The organism is Streptomyces sp. ISL-1, from assembly GCF_018614585.1.
GTDB lineage: Bacteria > Actinomycetota > Actinomycetes > Streptomycetales > Streptomycetaceae > Streptomyces > Streptomyces maoxianensis.
In genome coordinates, this window is record NZ_JAGGOI010000067.1 from 1 (window position 1) to 16,981 (window position 16,981).

The window sequence follows — 16,981 nt, forward strand, 5'->3', positions numbered from 1 at the left end:
TCAAGGAACGGACGCTTCCTTTAGACCCTTTTCACAGGTCCTCCGGGCGCTTCCCTTCGGTGTATCCGTACTCTATCAGGGCTTTTTGCTCTTCCTGACCACCGTCTCCAAGCATGCAGAAGCGGTGTCCGGGATAGGATTGGCACTTGATAGTTGCCGCCGACCCCCGACTCAAAGTCGCGTTGGGGTCAGGCAGGGGTACGACAGTACCTGTCGCCGGGAGACGAGGCAAATCGTTTCCGGTACGTCCCTAGGTCCGCCAACTGGCAGCTGTCGTGCGGAACTAGGACTTCCTGTGACCTACCCTTCTGAACAGCGCGCCGTCCGGGACAGCAGCGACGGCGGCGTAACGAATCTCCGCCCCTTGGAGGCTCCATGACCACAGTGACGTCCCCTCTTGCCGGACGTGCCATCGGACTCGCGGCGGTGCCGGACCCGGTGTTCTCCGGTGCGATGGTCGGTCCGGGTACCGCCATTGACCCCGTGCGTGAGCCGTCGGACGCCGTCGCGCCCGTTGACGGCATCGTTGTCTCCCTGCACCCGCATGCCTTTGTTGTCGTCGACGACCAGGGGCACGGTGTACTGACACACCTCGGGATCGACACCGTCCAGCTCAATGGCGAGGGCTTCGAGTTGCTCGTCAACAAGGGCGACACTGTTCAGCGCGGACAGGCTGTGGTGCGCTGGGATCCGTCGGCCGTCGAGGCCGCCGGCAAGTCCGCCGTGTGCCCGATCGTGGCGCTCGAGGCCACGGCCGACTCCCTCTCCGACGTCCGCGAGGACGGCGACGTGAAGGCCGGCGACACGCTCTTCAGCTGGCAGTGACGCCTGCGTCGCAGTGACCACGAGTTGGACATCCATCGCGGCGGCACAGACCGTCGCTCAATCGGAGACGGGTCAAATGGAGACAACGCTGCGAGGCGTCGGCGTGAGCCACGGTGTGGCGATCGGCGAGGTTCGGCACATGGGCACGGCGGTTCTGGAGCCGCCGGCCAAGCAGATTCCGCCGGAGGACGCGGAGCGCGAACAGGGGCGCGCCCGTCAGGCCGTGGAAGCTGTGTCCGCCGACCTGATAGCGCGGGGCAATCTGGCCGGCGGCGAGGCGCAGGCGGTGCTCGAGGCGCAGGCCATGATGGCGCAGGACCCGGACCTCATGGCGGACGTGGATCGGCGCATCGCCGTCGGCAGCAGTGCCGAGCGGGCGGTGTACGACGCGTTCGCCTCGTACCGGGCGCTGCTGGCGGGCGCCGGCGAGTACCTGGCCGGACGGGTCGCGGATCTGGATGACGTCCGCAACCGGATCGTGGCGCGGCTGCTGGGTGTGCCGATGCCGGGTGTGCCGGACAGCGATGAGCCGTATGTCCTGATCGCCCGGGACCTTGCCCCCGCGGACACGGCGCTGCTCGATCCGACGCTCGTGCTCGGGTTCGTCACCGAGGAGGGCGGCCCCACCAGCCACAGCGCGATTCTGGCGCGGGCGCTCGGAGTGCCCGCCGTGGTGGCGCTGGCGGGTGCCGGGGAGCTGGCCGAGGGCACGCTGATCGCCGTCGACGGCAGCACCGGCGAGGTCTTCGTGAAGCCGAGCGACGAGAAGCGCGCGCGGTTGGAGGCGGCTGCCGCGGAGCGCAAGGCGGCGCTGGCCGCTTCCAGTGGGCCGGGTGCGACGTCCGACGGGCACAAGGTGCCGCTGCTGGCGAACATTGGCGGGCCCGCCGATGTGCCGGCCGCGCTCGAGGCCGGTGCGGAGGGCGTCGGTCTGTTCCGTACGGAGTTCCTCTTCCTCGACGACAGCAAGCAGGCTCCATCGGAGGAGAAGCAGGTCGAGGCCTACCGCAAGGTGTTGGAGGCGTTCCCCGAGGGCCGGGTTGTCGTGCGGGTGCTGGACGCGGGGGCCGACAAGCCGCTCGACTTCCTGACTCCGGGCGATGAGCCGAACCCGGCGTTGGGTGTGCGCGGGCTGCGTAGCCTGCTGGACCACCCCGAGGTGCTGCGCACCCAGCTGACGGCGCTGGCCAAGGCCGTCGCCGGGCTGCCGGTCCACCTCGAGGTCATGGCCCCGATGGTGGCGGACCGTATCGACGCGAAGGCGTTCGCCGACGCGTGCCGGGCGGCAGGGCTGCACGCGAAGTACGGCGCGATGGTGGAGATTCCGTCCGCCGCGCTGCGGGCGCGCTCGATCCTGCAGGAGGTCGAGTTCCTGTCGCTGGGCACCAATGACCTCGCGCAGTACACCTTCGCCGCCGACCGGCAGGTGGGTGCGGTGGCACGGCTGCAGGATCCGTGGCAGCCGGCGCTGCTGGATCTGGTGGCGCTGTCGGCCGAGGCCGCGAGGTCCGAAGGCAAGAGCTGTGGTGTGTGTGGTGAGGCTGCCTCCGATCCATTGCTGGCGTGTGTGCTCACCGGTCTTGGTGTGACCTCGCTCTCGATGGGTGCGGCTTCGATTCCGTATGTCCGCGCGACGTTGGCGAAGTACACGCTCGCCCAGTGCGAGCGGGCTGCCGCCGCGGCGCGTGCCACGGACACCGCGGACGAAGCGCGGGTCGCCGCGCGGGCGGTGCTCTCCGGCGAGTAGCCGGTCCGTGGTGTCAGTGGGTGATCGAAGGGGCTTCCTGCCGGGGACGGCGGGAAGCCCCTTCGGTGTTCAGTGGTGGTTCTCCGGATCGTCGGTGGTGAGGTCGAAGCCCGCGCAGTACTCCACGCCGGGCTCCGGCGACAGTGGTTCGCCGGTGACCGCGTCCGTGCAGTAGGCGCTGAAGACCTCGCCCGCGGTGAGCGGGAGGAGGCGGCCCTGGTGGAGTCGCCAGCCGTGGAGTCGGTCCGGGGCTCCGTCGGTGCTTGTGCGCAGTACCAGTCCCCCTGGACTTTCCAGGGCGATGCCTGTCGCGAGGACGGTGACGAATTCGGCGCCCTCTGACGCCTCCAGCTGGGCGGGCTCATCTGTGGCCGCGTCCGCGTGCAGGACGGCGAGGAGCTGTTCGTCGGGGGCGGGGACGCTGCAGACGAGGTGGTGTCTGCCCGGTCCTGCCTGTTCGAGCAGTCGCATCAGGATGCGGGAGGCCCGGTCGAAGGCGGCCCTGCCGATGTCCTGGCCGCAGTCCGCGCACTCACCGAAGTCGGCGAGGAGCATGGTCGCGTACTCCCAAGTGGCCTGGCGGACTGCCTTGTTGATCAGCTGGGGAAGCAGGCCGGCGAGGGGCTGTCCGGTGTACGGGATGCCGGCGCCGCGGCCTGCGATGTCCGCGGTGTAGCGGCTGCGGCTCGCGGCCGCGTCGGGGTCGAGGCCGCTCCCGGCGCAGTACTCCGCGAAGTCTTCGGGGTCGAAGAGCGCGACGGCGGTGTGCAGTTGGCGGGAGGCGAGGGTTTTGAGCAGGGCCTCGATCTGCCGGAGGTAGCTCGGGTGGTCGCTGAAGGTGAAGGTGCGGTACCGGCGCATCGCGGTGAAGTCCTGTTCGTCGGCCAGAAGGCCGACGGTGCAGGGGACTTCGCGGCGCAGCGTGCGCTGCACGGCCGCGTTGCGCCTGGGCCGCTGCCGCCTTGAGCGCTTCGCCGGCTTGGACTGCTTCGGCCGCTTGTGGTGCTTGGTGTACGCCATTTCTCCCCCTGAGCGCTGTCGACTACTGGTGACTCACCGTAGTCGACGGCACTGACAACGGGTGGTGACCTGCGAGTCGGACGCCGGACGGGCTTGATCTCGGGCCCGTCCGGCGCTCGGGGGCGGGCGACGCTACTTCCGGGTGCGGGCGAGCTCCTCGTAGAAACGCAGCAGTTCGAGGTTGTCTACCGAGCCCGGGTTGACCGCCTTGGCGAGCGCCGTGCCTTGGAGGAGGCGCTTCACCGGAACCTCGATGCGCTTGCCGGTGAGGGTGTGCGGGACGCCGGGGACCTCGATGATGTCGTCCGGGACGTGGCGTGGGGAGAGCTGTTCGCGGATCGTCCGCTTGATCCGGTCGCGCAGGCCGTCATCGAGGGCGGTGCCTTCGGCGAGGTGTACGAAGAGCGGCATCCAGTAGCCGCCGTCCGGCTCCTCCAGGCCGATGACCAGCGATTCGCGGATCTCGGGGAGGCGTTCGACGGCTTCGTAGATGTCGGCCGAGCCCATCCGTACGCCCTGACGGTTGAGGGTGGAGTCGGAGCGGCCGTGGATGACGACGGAGCCGCGGTCGGTGATGGTGATCCAGTCGCCGTGCCGCCAGACGCCGGGGAACATCTCGAAGTAGCTGTCGCGGTAGCGGCTTCCGTCGGGGTCGTTCCAGAACCGGATGGGCATGGACGGCATGGGGTTCGTGACGACCAGTTCACCGACCTCGCCGATGACCGGCTTGCCGTGGGGGTCCCAGGACTGGAGGTCGGTGCCGAGGCAGGCTGCCTGGAGCTCGCCGATGTGCACGGGCAGAGTGGGGACCGCGCCGGCGAAGCAGCTGCACACGTCCGTGCCGCCGCTGACGGAGGCGATCCACAGGTCGTCCGCCACTTCGTCGTGCAGCCAGCGGAAGCCGTCCGGCGGGAGCGGGGAGCCGGTGGTGGCCACGCACTTGATTCGGGACAGGTCGTGGTCGCGGGCGGGGTGGACTTCGGCCTTGCGGCAGGCCATGACGTACGCCGCCGAGGTGCCGAAGAGGGTGGCTTCGGTGCGCTCCGCGATGCCCCACTGGGCGCCGGTGTCCGGGTAGCCGGGGCTGCCGTCGTACAGGACGACCGTCGTGCCGGTGAGCAGGCCGGAGACGAGGAAGTTCCACATCATCCAGCCGGTGGAGGTGTACCAGAAGAAACGGTCCTCGGGGCCGAGATCGCAGTGCAGGCCGAGCTGCTTGAAGTGCTCCAGCAGGATGCCGCCCTGCGACTGGACGATGGCCTTGGGCAGGCCTGTCGTACCGGAGGAGTACAGCACCCACAGCGGGTGGTCGAAGGGAACCTGCTCGAAGACCGGCTCGGTGTCGTGAGGGGTGTGAGAGGTGACCGCCGACCAGTCGAGCGCGCCGTCGGGGGCTTGTGTGCCGAGCAGCGGGATGTGGATCACTGCGCGCAGGGTGGGGAGTTCGCGGCGGAGCTCGGCGACGGTCTCCGTGCGGTCGTGCACCTTGCCGCCGTAGCGGTATCCGTCGACGGTGAACAGGACGACCGGCTCGACCTGTTGGAAGCGGTCGAGGACGCTGCGGGCGCCGAAGTCGGGGGCGCACGAGGTCCATACCGCGCCGACGGCCGCGGTGGCGAGGAGGGCGGTGACGGCCTGCGGGATGTTGGGGAGGTATCCGCTCACCCGGTCGCCGGGGCGTACGCCGAGGGCGCGCAGTTCGGCCGCGAGAGCTCCCACCTGGCGACGGAGCTCGGACCAGCTGATCGTAGTCGGCTCATGTGTCTCGTCCACATACAGGAGCGCCGCGTCATGGGCGCGGGCCGGATCCTCGGCGGTACGCAGTGCATGCTCCGCGTAGTTGAGCGTGGCACCGGGGAACCACTGGGCGCCGGGCATCGCGGAACTCGCGAGGACACGCTCGTACGGAGTGGAGAACCGTACGTCGAACCAGTCGGCGACCGCCTGCCAGAAGGTCTCGAGCTCGTCGACGGACCAGCGGTGCAGCGCCGCGTAGCCGCCCTCCGCAGGGGCCCCGTGGCGCTCGGCGGCCCAGGCCTGGAAGCGGGTGATCCGGGCGGCGGCGATGCGGTCGGGGCCCGGCTGCCAGAGGGGGGCAGGGTTCGCTGCTGAGGTCATGGGGCGGCTCCCGGGTGGCTCTACGCGGTGTCGGCGTGCGTCACGCGCACGTGCGGGGTGTGCGCGTGACGCGGCTGACACGGACGATGCCATGTGATCGTCTTTCGCACCAGGGCTCTCCCTCCATGGTCGGGCAAGGGAATATGTGCTCTCACCACGGGTGAACGGGAGTTGAACAAACCCAATATCCGCTCGGGCGGGTGGCAGGCTGAGCTGCATGGACGGTCGGGATCTGGTGCGCTCGGTAAGAACCTTCGGAACGGTGCAGGGGCTGCGGGCGGCACGCTCGGCCTGGCGGCAGCGGCGGACCGATGCCCGGGAGCTGCCGGCGAGGGGGGCGGAGCGGGCGCGGGTGCCCGGTCCCGTGACCGGCGCCGAGCCGCTGCCGGGGGGCGGCATCCTCCGTTTCGCACGTTCGGAACTGAGCATCCGGGTCACAACGGGCGGCACGGTCTTCTGGGGCTGGGACGGCGCGCGGCCCGAACCGTCGTACGCACTCGCCGGCGCCCCTCCCGAGCCGGATCCCCGTGCCGCGCTCGAGCCCGACAAGGACGGCGGCTGGCGCGTGGTGTCGGAGCGGGTGACCGTGGAGATCTCCCGCAACGGCGCGGTGGAGATCCGTACGCCGGGCGGTGTCGTTCTGCGCCGGGATCTGCCACCGCGCTGGTGGGAGCCGGTACGGGGCGGTCCGGCACGGTGGGTGCAGCGGACCGAAGTGCCCGCGGACGCGCGCTTCTTCGGGCTCGGCGGACGGGCCCGCGGCCCGCGGCTGCGGGGCGGCACATACCGGCTGTGGAACACCGACCCCAAGGGCTCCTTCAGTCCCGGCGACGACCCGCTGTACATCACGATGCCCGTCCAGCTGGTAGTGGCCGACGCCGGCACCCATCTCGCCTTCCACGACAACTCGTGGGACGGCCGGGTCACCCTGCGCGAGGGCGAGGAGGGCGCGGGATCGGGGCACGACCGGCCGGGCACCAGCGAGGTGCGGATGGACGGCGGGCCGCTGCGCTGCTGGGTCGTGGTCGGGACGCCCGCGCGCGTGCTGGCGGGCTGGACCCGGCTGACGGGCGCGCCCGCGCTGCCGCCGTCGTGGGCGCTGGGACCGCAGCACGCCCGGTGGGGTTTCGGGAGCGAGCGGGAGGTGCGCCGGATCGTCGCGGGCTACCGGGACCGGGAGCTGCCGCTGTCCGTCGTCCATCTCGACATCGACCACTACGACGCGCATCAGGTGTTCACCGTCGACCGTGAGAGGTTTCCCGATCTGCCGGGTCTGGCGAAGGATCTGCGCGAGGAGGGGGTGCGGCTGGTCTCCATCGTCGATCCGGCGGTGAAGGCGGAGCGCGGGAACGCGGTGTACGACAGCGGGTCGGCGGCGGGCGCGTTCGTACGCGATCCGCGCGGCAGGGAGGTGCGGGGCGTTGTCTGGCCGGGCGAGTGCGTCTATCCGGACTTCACCGATCCGGCGGTCCGCCGGTGGTGGGGAGAGCTGTACGAGGAGCGCCTCGCGCAAGGCTTCTGCGGGGTGTGGCACGACATGAACGAGCCGGTGTCCTTCGCGCCCTTCGGCGACATGACGCTGCCGCGCTCGGCCCGGCACGCGCTGGAGGGGCGGGGCGGCGATCACCGCGAGGCTCACAATGTGTACGGTCTCGCGATGGCGCGGGCCGGGTACGAGGGGCTGCGGCGGCTGCGTCCGGAGGAACGGCCGTTTCTCTTCTCGCGCTCCGGCTGGGCGGGTATGCAGCGGTACGGCGGCACCTGGTCCGGGGATGTGTCCACCGGCTGGCCGGGGCTGCGGGCCTCGCTCTCGCTGGTCCTTGGGCTCGGGCTGTGCGGCGTGCCGTACTCCGGGCCTGATGTGGGCGGATTCGACGGAAGTCCGTCGCCCGAGCTGTATCTGCGCTGGTTCCAGCTGGGGGCGCAGCTGCCACTGTTCCGTACGCATGCGGCGATCGACGCGGGGCGCAGGGAGCCGTGGGAGTTCGGACCCGAGGTTCTCGCACATGCGAAGGCGGCGCTCGACGAACGGGAGCGGCTGCGGCCCTACTTCGTCACGCTGGCGTATCTGGCGCGGCTGACGGGAGCGCCGTATGTGCGGCCGCTGTGGTGGAGCTGTCCGGAGGACCGTGTGCTGCGCGACTGCGAGGACGCCTTTCTGCTCGGTGACGCGCTGCTGGTCGCGCCGGTGCTGGAGAGCGGGACCGACCGGCGGGCGGTGCGGCTGCCGCGCGGCCGGTGGTACGACACGGCGACGGGGCAGGCGTACGACGGGCCCGGGCAGGTGCTGGTGGACGCTCCCCTGTCGCGGATTCCGGTACTGGCGCGGGGTGGTGCGGTGATACCCGTGCAGGGCGCGGACGGCGGGATCGAGCTGGAGGTGTGGGCTCCGGCCAAGGGACACGGGGGCGGCGGGCTGGTGGTCCCGGACCTGGGCGACGGCTGGGAGCAGCCGGAGGTGGAGCGGTACACGGCGCGACTGGTGGACGGGCGGGTCGTGGTGAAGCAGACCAAGGAGGGCGGGTCCGCTGCGCCGAGGTGGCGGGTACGGGTGCGGGGGCTGGGGGCGTAGCGCGCCGGGCGGCGCGGGGTCCGATGCCGGTGTCCCGGGGTCGAAGGTGCGGGTTCCGGGGTGCGCAGGTGCCGTGGGGTGCAGGCCCGCCGCGGGGTGCAGGTCAGCCGCGGGGCTCGGGTCTCGGGGTTCGGGGTGGGCCCGGTGCCGTGTCGTGCGGGCCTTGGGGATTCGGGGCCGCCCGGCGCCGCTACCGGCGCCCTGGGTGCGCGGCGTTTCGCCCGCGAAGCCACCCGCCGGGCGGCAACCACCAACGCCCCCCTGGCCCACGGCACCCACGGACCCGGTACAAGCCCCGTCGGGCTCGACTCCTCGCGGTCGGCGGCATACAGGGGGCCGCCTCGGTCACCCGGTGTTGGCCGCCAATCCGCTGCGGGCACGAGCCTGCACGGCCCCTCCCCACCGGAACGGAAGTGCCGCCGTGCGCGGGGGCGCGCCTGGGCCACGGCACCCACGACCCGCGTGACTACGCGTACCGCCCCTCGAACCATCTTCGTACCGCAATCGTGTGCAGCGGGAACGTCAGCTCCGTGGGCGCGTGCAGCAGGTGCCAGCCCGCCGTCTCGGGCGTCGGGGTCGGCGGTGGGAGGTCTGCGGCCGGGCGTTGTGGCAGGAGGCCGAACAGGAGCAGATAGCCGTCCGGCGCGCTGAGTGCGTCCGCGAGGTGGACGTCCTCCCGCGAGGCCTCGATGCCGGTCTCCTCCTCCAACTCCCGTACGACCGCATGCTGCCAGTCCTCGCCATGGTCGATGAAGCCGCCCGGCAGCGCGATTCCTCCGCGCCCGGGTTCAATCGTGCGGGTGATGACGACAAGTCCGGTGCCGTCGGCGTCGCAGGCGGGCAGCAGCGCGACAGCGACCGGCAGCGGATTGCGGTATGCCGTCTCGCCGCAGGCCGCGCAGGTACGGGGCCAGCCCGTCAGGGAGCCGTACGGCGCCCCGCAATTGCCGCAGTGGGAGTCCATGGACACGCGCGGACTGTATCCGATCACCCTTTCCTGCAGGACCGGGAACTGGTAAAGCGTGTGTGCATGACAGGACTTGCCTCCGTTTTCCGCACCCTCGTCGCGACGGCCTCCGCACTCTTCGCCGTCACCGCTGTCACCGCCCCCGCGGCGCAGGCCGAACCCGAGCCGCGGGCACCCAAGGAGTTCGTGGCGCTGCGCTCCGTCGACCCGACGATCATCCAGGAGATGCGCTACACCACCCCGCACAACTTCGTGGGTGTACGGATCGACGGCTACCGCCAGCCGCTCTGCATTCTCACGCGGCCCGCCGCCCAAGCGCTGCACAAGGCGCAGTCGAAGCTGCTCGGCCAGGGCTACTCGCTGAAGGTGTACGACTGTTACCGGCCGCAGCGGGCCGTTGACCACTTCGTGCGGTGGGCCGAGGACCTCGCCGACGAGGCCATGAAGAAGGAGTTCTATCCCCAAGTCGACAAGTCGCGGCTGTTCGCCGACGGATACATCGCGGAGAAGTCCGGGCACAGCCGTGGCAGCACGGTCGATCTCACCATCGTGAAGCTGCCCGCCCTGCCGACCAGGCCGTATATCCCCGGCGAGCCTCTCGTTCCCTGTTACGCGCCTCAGTCCGATCGCTTTCCGGACAATTCCGTGGACATGGGGACCGGTTTCGACTGTTTCGACACACTGTCACACACCGATGACCCCAGGATTCAGGGTAAGCAGCGCGCAAACCGGCAGCTACTGAAGGGCACTTTGAGCGCGGTCGGTTTTGTGAATCTGCCTGAGGAGTGGTGGCACTTCACCTACAAGCCGGAGCCGTTCCCGGACACCTTCTTCGACTTCCCCGTCGCTCGGCGTTCGGTCGCCGGGCACTGAAGGAGGCGGCTTCGGAACGGGCGGCCGGGACCACCCCCGTGGGCTCCGGCCGTCCGTTCTCTGGTATCGGACGCGGCCAGGCCGTATCCGGTTCTCCGCCGAGGGATTACGGTGCGGCCATGACGCAGCAGACGTTTGACTCGTACGAGGAGTTCTGGCCGTATTACGTCGCGATGCACTCCAAGGCGGCCACCCGGTGGGTCCACCTGACCGGCACGCTGACCGGTCTCGCGGTCAGCGCCTACGGGCTGGCGCGCGGCCGGCGGCGGTATGCCGCCGCGCTGCCGCTGATCGGCTACGGAACGGCCTGGCCCGCGCATTTCTTCATCGAGAAGAACAACCCCGCGACCTTCGGGCATCCAGCCTGGTCGCTACGGGGTGACGTGCAGATGATCCGGATGATGCTGGCGGGCAGGGACCGGGAACTGGCCGAGACCGCCGCCAAGTGGCTCGCCGAGAACCGCTGACCCGTGGCACACTTCTGACGTTCCGTCAGATCGCTGTGCCTGGGAGGAACCTTGACGCGCACACCCGTGGTCGCCGGATGGTTCACCGATGACACCGATGACGGTGATGGTGTGGACTTCCGGCTGCTCGGCACCCGTTGTGCGGCCTGCGCTTCGGTCTTCTTCCCGCGCGAGGACTCCTTCTGCCGCAACCCGGCTTGCGGGGGCGGGGAGTTGGTAGAGGTGCCCCTGTCCAAGCGGGGGCCGGTGTGGTCGTACACGGACGGGCGCTATCGACCGCCCGCGCCCTACGTCTCCGATCCCGACGCGGAGTGGGAGCCGTACACCCTCGTCGCCGTCGAGCTCGAGGCCGAGCGGATGGTGGTCCTCGGGCAGGCGGTGCCGGGCGTGCGAGTCACCGATCTCGCGGTCGGGATGGAGGTCGAGGTCGTGCCCGGCGTGCTCAACGAGAACGCGGAGACGGTCTGGACGACCTGGCACTGGCGGCCCGTGGGGGCGCCCTCATGAGCGGCGAGGTGGCGGTCCTGGGAGCGGGCATGCATCCCTGGGGCAAATGGGGTCGCAGCTTCGTCCAGTACGGCACTGCCGCGGCCAGAGCCGCGCTGGCCGACGCCGGGCTCGACTGGCGGCAGGTGCAGTCGGTGGTGGGCGCGAACACCGTGCGCTGCGGCTACCCCGGGTATGTGGCGGGGGCGACTTTCGCACAGGCGCTCGGCTGGCAGGGAGCCCGCGTCAGCAGTGTCTACGCGGCGTGCGCATCGGGCGCGCAGGCGATCAACACCGCGCGCTCCCAGATCCTGGCGGGCATGGCTGACGTGGTGCTGGTGGTGGGGGCGGATTCCGCGCCGAAGGGGTTCTTCGCTCCGGCCGGGGGTGATCGGCCCGACGATCCCGACTGGCTGCGCTTCCGGGTGCTCGGGGCGACCAATCCCGCCTACTTCGCGCTCTACGCCCGCCGGCGCATTGCCCTGTACGGCGAATCCGCCGAGGACTTCGCGCTGGTCAAGGTGAAGAACGCGGCCGCCGGGGCGCTCAACCCCAACGCCCGCTACCGCGAGGCCGTCTCGGCCGAGGACGTCGCCGCCTCCGCGGTGGTCGCCGATCCACTGCGGCTGCTCGACATCTGCGCGACATCCGACGGCGCAGCGGCGCTGGTGCTCTCCAGCATGGACTTCGCGCGCCGGCACGGGGCCGGCCGACCGGTCCGTATCCGCGCGGTCTCCACCGTCTCGCCGACCTATCCGAGGGCCGTACTCGACCTCCCGGACATCGCGACCGACTCGGCCGCTGCCGTGGACCCACTCCCGCAATCGTTCCGGGCTTCTATCGCCCGGGCCGCGTACGAGGAGGCGGGCGTCGGGCCCGAGGATCTCTCGCTCGCCGAGGTGTACGACCTCTCCACAGCCCTGGAGCTGGAGTGGTACGAGGACATCGGGCTGTGCGGGGCCGGTGAGGGCGCCAAGCTGGTGCGCGAGGGAGCAACCGCGCTCGGGGGGCGGATTCCCGTCAATGTCAGCGGCGGCCTCGCGTCCTTCGGCGAGGCGGTGCCCGCTCAGGCCATCGCCCAGGTCTGCGAGCTGACCTGGCAGCTTCGCGGCGCGGCCGGGGCGCGCCAGGTGCCAAGGGCGCGCACCGGGATCACCGCGAACCAGGGGTTGTTCGGCCATGGCTCGGCGGTCGTCGCCGTCCGCTGAGCCCACCCGGAAGGCGACCCTCGCGCCGCCTTACGTTCCCCGGTACCGTGTCAACGCATCGGCCGTGAACGGCGCTTGCTGTCAACGACCTTGACGCTCCATCACGGCCGGAGAACACTGCCTCTTCGTCGGCATCGCCGCGCTTCGGCACGCTCACCAAGCTCGTCACGGACGCCGGGCAGGGTTCGGAATTCCCTGCCTGCTGCCCGTAGCCATGGCACGTCATGGAGCCAAGCATCCTGCACGGAGGACCGGGGCCCAGGCCCTGGCCGAGGGCATAGGAGCCGCCATGAGCAATGGAGACATTTTCGTCGGTGAGTTCATCGGCACCGCGATACTCATCCTCTTCGGCGCGGGCGTCTGCGCCGCCGTCACGCTCCACCACTCCAAGGCAAGGGCCGCGGGCTGGGTCGTCATCGCCTTCGGATGGGGCTTCGGCGTGCTGGCGGGCGCGTACACCGCCGCTCCCCTGTCGGGAGGGCATCTCAATCCGGCAGTGACGCTGGGCGTCGCAGTCGACACCGGGGAGTGGAGCAAGGTGCCGCTCTACATCCTGGCGCAGATGGTCGGCGCGATCCTCGGCGCCGTACTCGCCTATCTCGTCTACTTCGCACAGTTCCAGGCCAACGCCGACGAGAAGAACGCACTGCCCACGCTCGGAATCTTCTCCACAGGACCGGAGATCCGCAGTCCCGTCGCCAACGTGATGACCGAGATCATCGCGACGATCGGCCTGGTACTGCCGATACTCGCCTTCGGCAGGAACGACGGCATCGGCATTGGGCAGATCCCCGGGCAGGACGCCGGGATCTACGGCTCCGGCATCTCCATCCTGCTGGTGTCGCTGCTCGTCGTCGGCATCGGTCTGTCGCTGGGAGGGCCCACCGGTTACGCCATCAACCCGGCGCGTGACCTCGGACCGCGCATCACCCACGCACTGCTGCCGATCCCCAACAAGGGCACATCCGACTGGGGTTACGCCTGGGTGCCGGTGGCCGGACCCGTGATCGGCGGGCTGCTGGCCGGCCTCATTTTCAACGCAGCCTTCTAGGCCTTGCGACCGTATCGACAAGGGGACGTCATGACGGAAAAATTCGTCGCGGCAATCGACCAGGGCACCACGTCCAGTCGCTGCATCATCTTCAACCACGACGGCGCGATCGTCGCCGTCGACCAGCGTGAGCACCGTCAGATCTTCCCCAAGCCGGGCTGGGTGGAGCACGACGCCACCGAGATCTGGTCCAAGGTGCAGGCGGTGGTGGCCGGGGCGATCGCCAAGGCGGGGCTGCGGGCGGACCAGCTCAGCGCCCTCGGCATCACCAACCAGCGTGAGACGACGGTTCTTTGGGACCGGGCGACCGGCAAGCCCGTACACAACGCGATCGTCTGGCAGGACACACGCACCTCCGCCCTCTGCAACGAACTGGGCGGCACGGACGGGCAGGACCGTTTCCGCGAGGCAACCGGACTGCCGCTCGCGAGCTACTTCTCCGGGCCCAAGGCAACCTGGCTGCTGGACAATGTGCCCGGGCTGCGCGGCCGGGCCGAGCGCGGCGAGATCGCCTTCGGCACCATCGACTCCTGGCTGATCTGGAACCTCACCGGCGGCACGGAGGGCGGGGTCCATGTCACCGACGTGACCAACGCGTCGCGGACGATGCTGATGAACCTGGAGACCCTGCAGTGGGATCCGGCGATCCTGGCGGCGATGAACGTGCCGCAGGAGGTGCTTCCGGAGATCAAGTCGTCGGCGGAGGTGTACGGGACGGCCGTGGGGCAGCTCGCCGGAGTGCCGGTGGCCTCTGCCCTCGGCGACCAGCAGGCCGCGATATTCGGGCAGGCCTGCTACGACACGGGCACGGCCAAGAACACGTACGGCACGGGCAGCTTCCTGCTGCTCAACACCGGCAACCGGCCCGTGCCGTCGAAGAGCGGGCTGATCACCACCATGGGGTACAAGATCGGCGAAGAGGCGCCGGTGTACTGCCTGGAGGGATCGATCGCGATCACCGGTGCGCTGGTGCAGTGGTTCCGGGACCAGCTGGGCATCATCCGCGACGCCGCCGAGATCGAAACGCTGGCGGCGAGCGTGGACGACAACGGCGGGGCGTACATCGTGCCTGCCTTCTCCGGGCTCTTCGCCCCCTACTGGCGTTCCGACGCACGCGGTGTCATCACCGGACTGACCCGGTACGTCACCAAGGCGCATCTCGCGCGCGCGGTGCTGGAGGCGACCAGCTGGCAGACCCGCGAGGTGGTCGACGCGATGTACCAGGACTCCGGGGTGCAGATCACCACGCTCAAGGTGGACGGCGGCATGACCTCCAACAATCTGCTGATGCAGCATCAGGCGGATGTGCTGGGGGTGCCGGTGATCCGGCCGAAGGTCTCCGAGACGACGTGTCTGGGGGCCGCGTACGCGGCGGGGCTCGCGACCGGCGTGTGGTCGGACCTCGACGAGCTCAAGGCTCACTGGAAGCGCGACGTGGAGTGGTCGCCGCGGATGGAGGCGCAGGTTCGCGAGCGCGAGTACAACAACTGGCGCAAGGCGGTGGAGCGTAGCTTCGGCTGGCACGAGGAGGACGGCGAGTGACTCCGCGTTGACTCACGGCCCGTACCCCGGTCGGTGGGGGTACGGGCCGTGGCTCGCCGAACAGCCGGGTGAGCTCTGGCTCGCCGAACGGCCGGGTGAGCTCAAGCTCGCCGAACGGTTGCATGCCGGCGTGCCCGCGTCGGCGGTTCGGCGCCGGGATAAGGCGTCCGGCGGCTCGAGCGGCAGCCTGCCCGGCGGCCACCTCGTAGCGCGCAGGCGCTGCCCCTCGGCGCCGGGTTGAGGCGTCCGCCCGCTGTCGCCGGCAGTTGGCGCGCAGGTCAGGTCGTCGCGTGCTCGCGTCGGCGGTCGGCGCGGGCGAGCGCGTGCTCCACGACCGCCACCAGCACCTCCTTGGCCGACTCGCGTTGGCGCGCGTCACACATCAGCAGTGGCACCTCGGAGTCGAGGTCGAGCGCGGCCCGCACTCTCTCAGCGGGGAAACGGCCCGCCCCTTCGAAGCAGTTGACGGCGACGGCAAAGGGGATGGCGCGCCGTTCGAAGTAGTCGATGGCCCCGAAGCAGTCCTCGAGGCGGCGGGTGTCGGCGAGCACGACCGCACCCAGCGCCCCCTGCGCCAGCTCGTCCCAGAGGAACCAGAACCGGTCCTGGCCCGGCGTGCCGAAAAGATAGAGCACCAAATCCTCGCGGAGCGTGATACGCCCGAAGTCCATCGCGACGGTGGTGGTCGTCTTCTGCTCGACGCCCTCCGTGTCGTCGACGGGGCGGCCCGCCTCGCTCAGCGTCTCCTCCGTACGCAGCGGTCTGATCTCGCTGACCGCGCCCACCAGTGTCGTCTTGCCGACGCCGAATCCGCCTGCTACCAGGATCTTCAGAGTCACCGGCTCGACGGGCGGCGTTCGGCGGCTAGAGCGCCCGAAGACCATTGATCACCTCGCGGAGAATGCTCACATCCGGCAGCTCGGCCGGCGGAACGGGACGGGTTACGTGCACGAGTGCGTCCTCGACGAGATCGCCGACCAGGACCCGGACCACTCCGACAGGGAGGTCCAGGGTGGCAGCGAGTTCGGCGATCGACTGGGGGGTGTCGCCGCACCGCTCGACGATCTCAACATGCTCCGGCGAGAGCAACTGGTCGCGGCCCGGGTCGTCGGCCGCGTCCTCCGGAACGACGAGGGCGATCAGGTCGAGGCGGTGACGGGTGGCGCTGCTCGTCCGGCCGCGGGTCATCGCGTACGGACGGACGACCGGACCGGCATCGGCGTCGAAGAAGTGGTGCGTGCGCCGAGCGTACTGAGCGGAGTCACTCATGCCGGCCGCTCACCCCCCGGGTTGACCGGTCCGTGGAGCGGTGGCGAGGTGCGCTCCGACCCGCTTGACCATCAGCGTCATCTCGTACGCCACCAAGCCGACGTCGGAGTCCGCGTCGGCGAGGACGGCCAGACAGCTGCCATCGCCCGCCGCCGTCACGAAGAGGAATGCCTCGTCCAGTTCCACCACGGTCTGGCGGACCTTCCCCGCCTCGAAGTGGCGGCCGACGCCCTTGGCGAGGCTGTGGAAGCCGGAGGCGACGGCGGCGAGGTGCTCGCCGTCCTCGCGGGTCAGTTCCCGGGAGGTGCCGGTGGCGAGGCCGTCGCCGGATAGCACCAGTGCCTTGCTGATGCTGCCGACGCGATCGACCAGTTCGTCGAGGAGCCAGTTGAGTTCGCCGGATGGCCTGGTGGTCAGGCGGTCACCGGTGGCGTTGGGTGCTGCGGCGTGTGGTGCGGTCATCGACCGTCCCCCTCCGATGTCGTTCCTGGTGCGGACTCACCGGGGCCGGTGGCCTGATCGTCGGGCACTTCGTACTCGGCCTCTTCGGCGTTCTGACGGCGACCGCGCTGCCAGCCTCGTTGCATGGACGCCATGCGGCTTCGCACCTCTTCCGCATCGCGTTCGCTGTCCTGCCCCGCGGCCGGGGCGGTGGTCTGTTGGTCGGCTGCGGCGCTCTCCCTCAGCTGGGGCGCGAGGCTTGCCTGGCGGACTCGGCGGGGCAGGCCGTCAAGCGTGGCGGGTGCGGGTGCCGGGTCGGGGGCGGGCTGCGGAGTGCGCGCGGCCTTCGCCGACGGCGCGGGCGCCGGTGCCGCCGGGGCGGGTGCGGGCCAGGG

General features: G+C 70.3%; 15 protein-coding genes and 1 pseudogene. 9 read left to right on the forward strand and 7 right to left on the reverse strand.

All coding sequences use genetic code 11. From position 1 onward, the window contains the following. Nucleotides 1-375 precede the first annotated feature (375 nt). Together J7E87_RS33710 and ptsP are read left to right on the forward strand one after the other, a co-directional pair. Nucleotides 376-825, forward strand: a complete 450-nt coding sequence (locus J7E87_RS33710; RefSeq protein ID WP_215098467.1) for a PTS glucose transporter subunit IIA — start codon at nt 376-378, stop codon at nt 823-825. Nucleotides 826-901: 76 nt separating this feature from the next. Then, nucleotides 902-2,572: a phosphoenolpyruvate--protein phosphotransferase gene (gene ptsP / locus J7E87_RS33715; RefSeq protein WP_215098468.1), complete on the forward strand. Its 1,671-nt coding sequence runs from the start codon at nt 902-904 to the stop codon at nt 2,570-2,572. Between the two features lie 69 nt (nt 2,573-2,641). Here ptsP and J7E87_RS33720 read toward each other — a convergent pair whose 3' ends face one another. Further along, on the reverse strand, nt 2,642-3,592 hold the full coding sequence (locus tag J7E87_RS33720) for a hypothetical protein (protein WP_251018398.1): 951 nt from the start codon (nt 3,590-3,592) through the stop codon (nt 2,642-2,644). A 132-nt stretch (nt 3,593-3,724) separates the two neighbouring features. Continuing rightward, entirely contained in the window at nt 3,725-5,710 is a 1,986-nt protein-coding gene (locus tag J7E87_RS33725) for an acetoacetate--CoA ligase (protein ID WP_215098469.1), read from the reverse strand. Between the two features lie 217 nt (nt 5,711-5,927). Between J7E87_RS33725 and J7E87_RS33730 the strand changes: the two genes are divergently transcribed. After that, nucleotides 5,928-8,282, forward strand: a complete 2,355-nt coding sequence (locus J7E87_RS33730; protein ID WP_215098470.1) for a glycoside hydrolase family 31 protein — start codon at nt 5,928-5,930, stop codon at nt 8,280-8,282. Between the two features lie 466 nt (nt 8,283-8,748). Here J7E87_RS33730 and J7E87_RS33735 read toward each other — a convergent pair whose 3' ends face one another. Then, the gene (locus J7E87_RS33735) at nt 8,749-9,246 is read right to left on the reverse strand and encodes an NUDIX domain-containing protein (RefSeq protein WP_215098480.1); all 498 of its coding nucleotides are present in this window, start codon (nt 9,244-9,246) and stop codon (nt 8,749-8,751) included. Nucleotides 9,247-9,312: 66 nt separating this feature from the next. On the opposite strand from J7E87_RS33735, the gene J7E87_RS33740 reads away from it, so the two are divergent. From J7E87_RS33740 to glpK, 6 genes are all read left to right on the forward strand, one after another. Then, nucleotides 9,313-10,122, forward strand: coding sequence for a M15 family metallopeptidase (locus J7E87_RS33740; protein WP_215098471.1), 810 nt, complete (start codon nt 9,313-9,315; stop codon nt 10,120-10,122). Between the two features lie 119 nt (nt 10,123-10,241). After that, nucleotides 10,242-10,589, forward strand: a complete 348-nt coding sequence (locus J7E87_RS33745) for a DUF962 domain-containing protein (RefSeq protein WP_215098472.1) — start codon at nt 10,242-10,244, stop codon at nt 10,587-10,589. 66 nt (nt 10,590-10,655) lie between these two features. Beyond that, complete coding sequence (locus J7E87_RS33750) at nt 10,656-11,096, forward strand: Zn-ribbon domain-containing OB-fold protein (RefSeq protein WP_215098481.1); 441 nt, start codon at nt 10,656-10,658, stop codon at nt 11,094-11,096. Beyond that, nucleotides 11,093-12,283 carry a lipid-transfer protein gene (locus J7E87_RS33755; RefSeq protein WP_215098473.1) on the forward strand — a complete coding sequence of 397 codons (1,191 nt, stop codon included), beginning with the start codon at nt 11,093-11,095 and terminating at the stop codon, nt 12,281-12,283. Before J7E87_RS33750 ends, J7E87_RS33755 begins: the two co-directional genes overlap by 4 nt. Nucleotides 12,284-12,572: 289 nt before the next feature. After that, on the forward strand, nt 12,573-13,334 hold the full coding sequence (locus J7E87_RS33760; protein ID WP_215098474.1) for an MIP/aquaporin family protein: 762 nt from the start codon (nt 12,573-12,575) through the stop codon (nt 13,332-13,334). A 30-nt stretch (nt 13,335-13,364) separates the two neighbouring features. After that, nucleotides 13,365-14,876 carry a glycerol kinase GlpK gene (gene glpK, locus J7E87_RS33765; RefSeq protein ID WP_215098475.1) on the forward strand — a complete coding sequence of 504 codons (1,512 nt, stop codon included), beginning with the start codon at nt 13,365-13,367 and terminating at the stop codon, nt 14,874-14,876. Nucleotides 14,877-15,154: 278 nt separating this feature from the next. Here glpK and J7E87_RS33770 read toward each other — a convergent pair whose 3' ends face one another. From J7E87_RS33770 to J7E87_RS33785, 4 genes and pseudogenes are all read right to left on the reverse strand, one after another. Beyond that, nucleotides 15,155-15,760, reverse strand: coding sequence for an ATP/GTP-binding protein (locus J7E87_RS33770; RefSeq protein ID WP_215098476.1), 606 nt, complete (start codon nt 15,758-15,760; stop codon nt 15,155-15,157). Beyond that, nucleotides 15,741-16,145, reverse strand: coding sequence for a DUF742 domain-containing protein (locus J7E87_RS33775; RefSeq protein ID WP_215098477.1), 405 nt, complete (start codon nt 16,143-16,145; stop codon nt 15,741-15,743). Before J7E87_RS33775 ends, J7E87_RS33770 begins: the two co-directional genes overlap by 20 nt. A gap of 9 nt (nt 16,146-16,154) precedes the next feature. Further along, entirely contained in the window at nt 16,155-16,607 is a 453-nt protein-coding gene (locus J7E87_RS33780) for a roadblock/LC7 domain-containing protein (protein WP_215098478.1), read from the reverse strand. Then, nucleotides 16,604-16,981: pseudogene (locus J7E87_RS33785) on the reverse strand (histidine kinase); the annotation flags it as partial. The gene J7E87_RS33780 and the pseudogene J7E87_RS33785, both read right to left, overlap by 4 nt.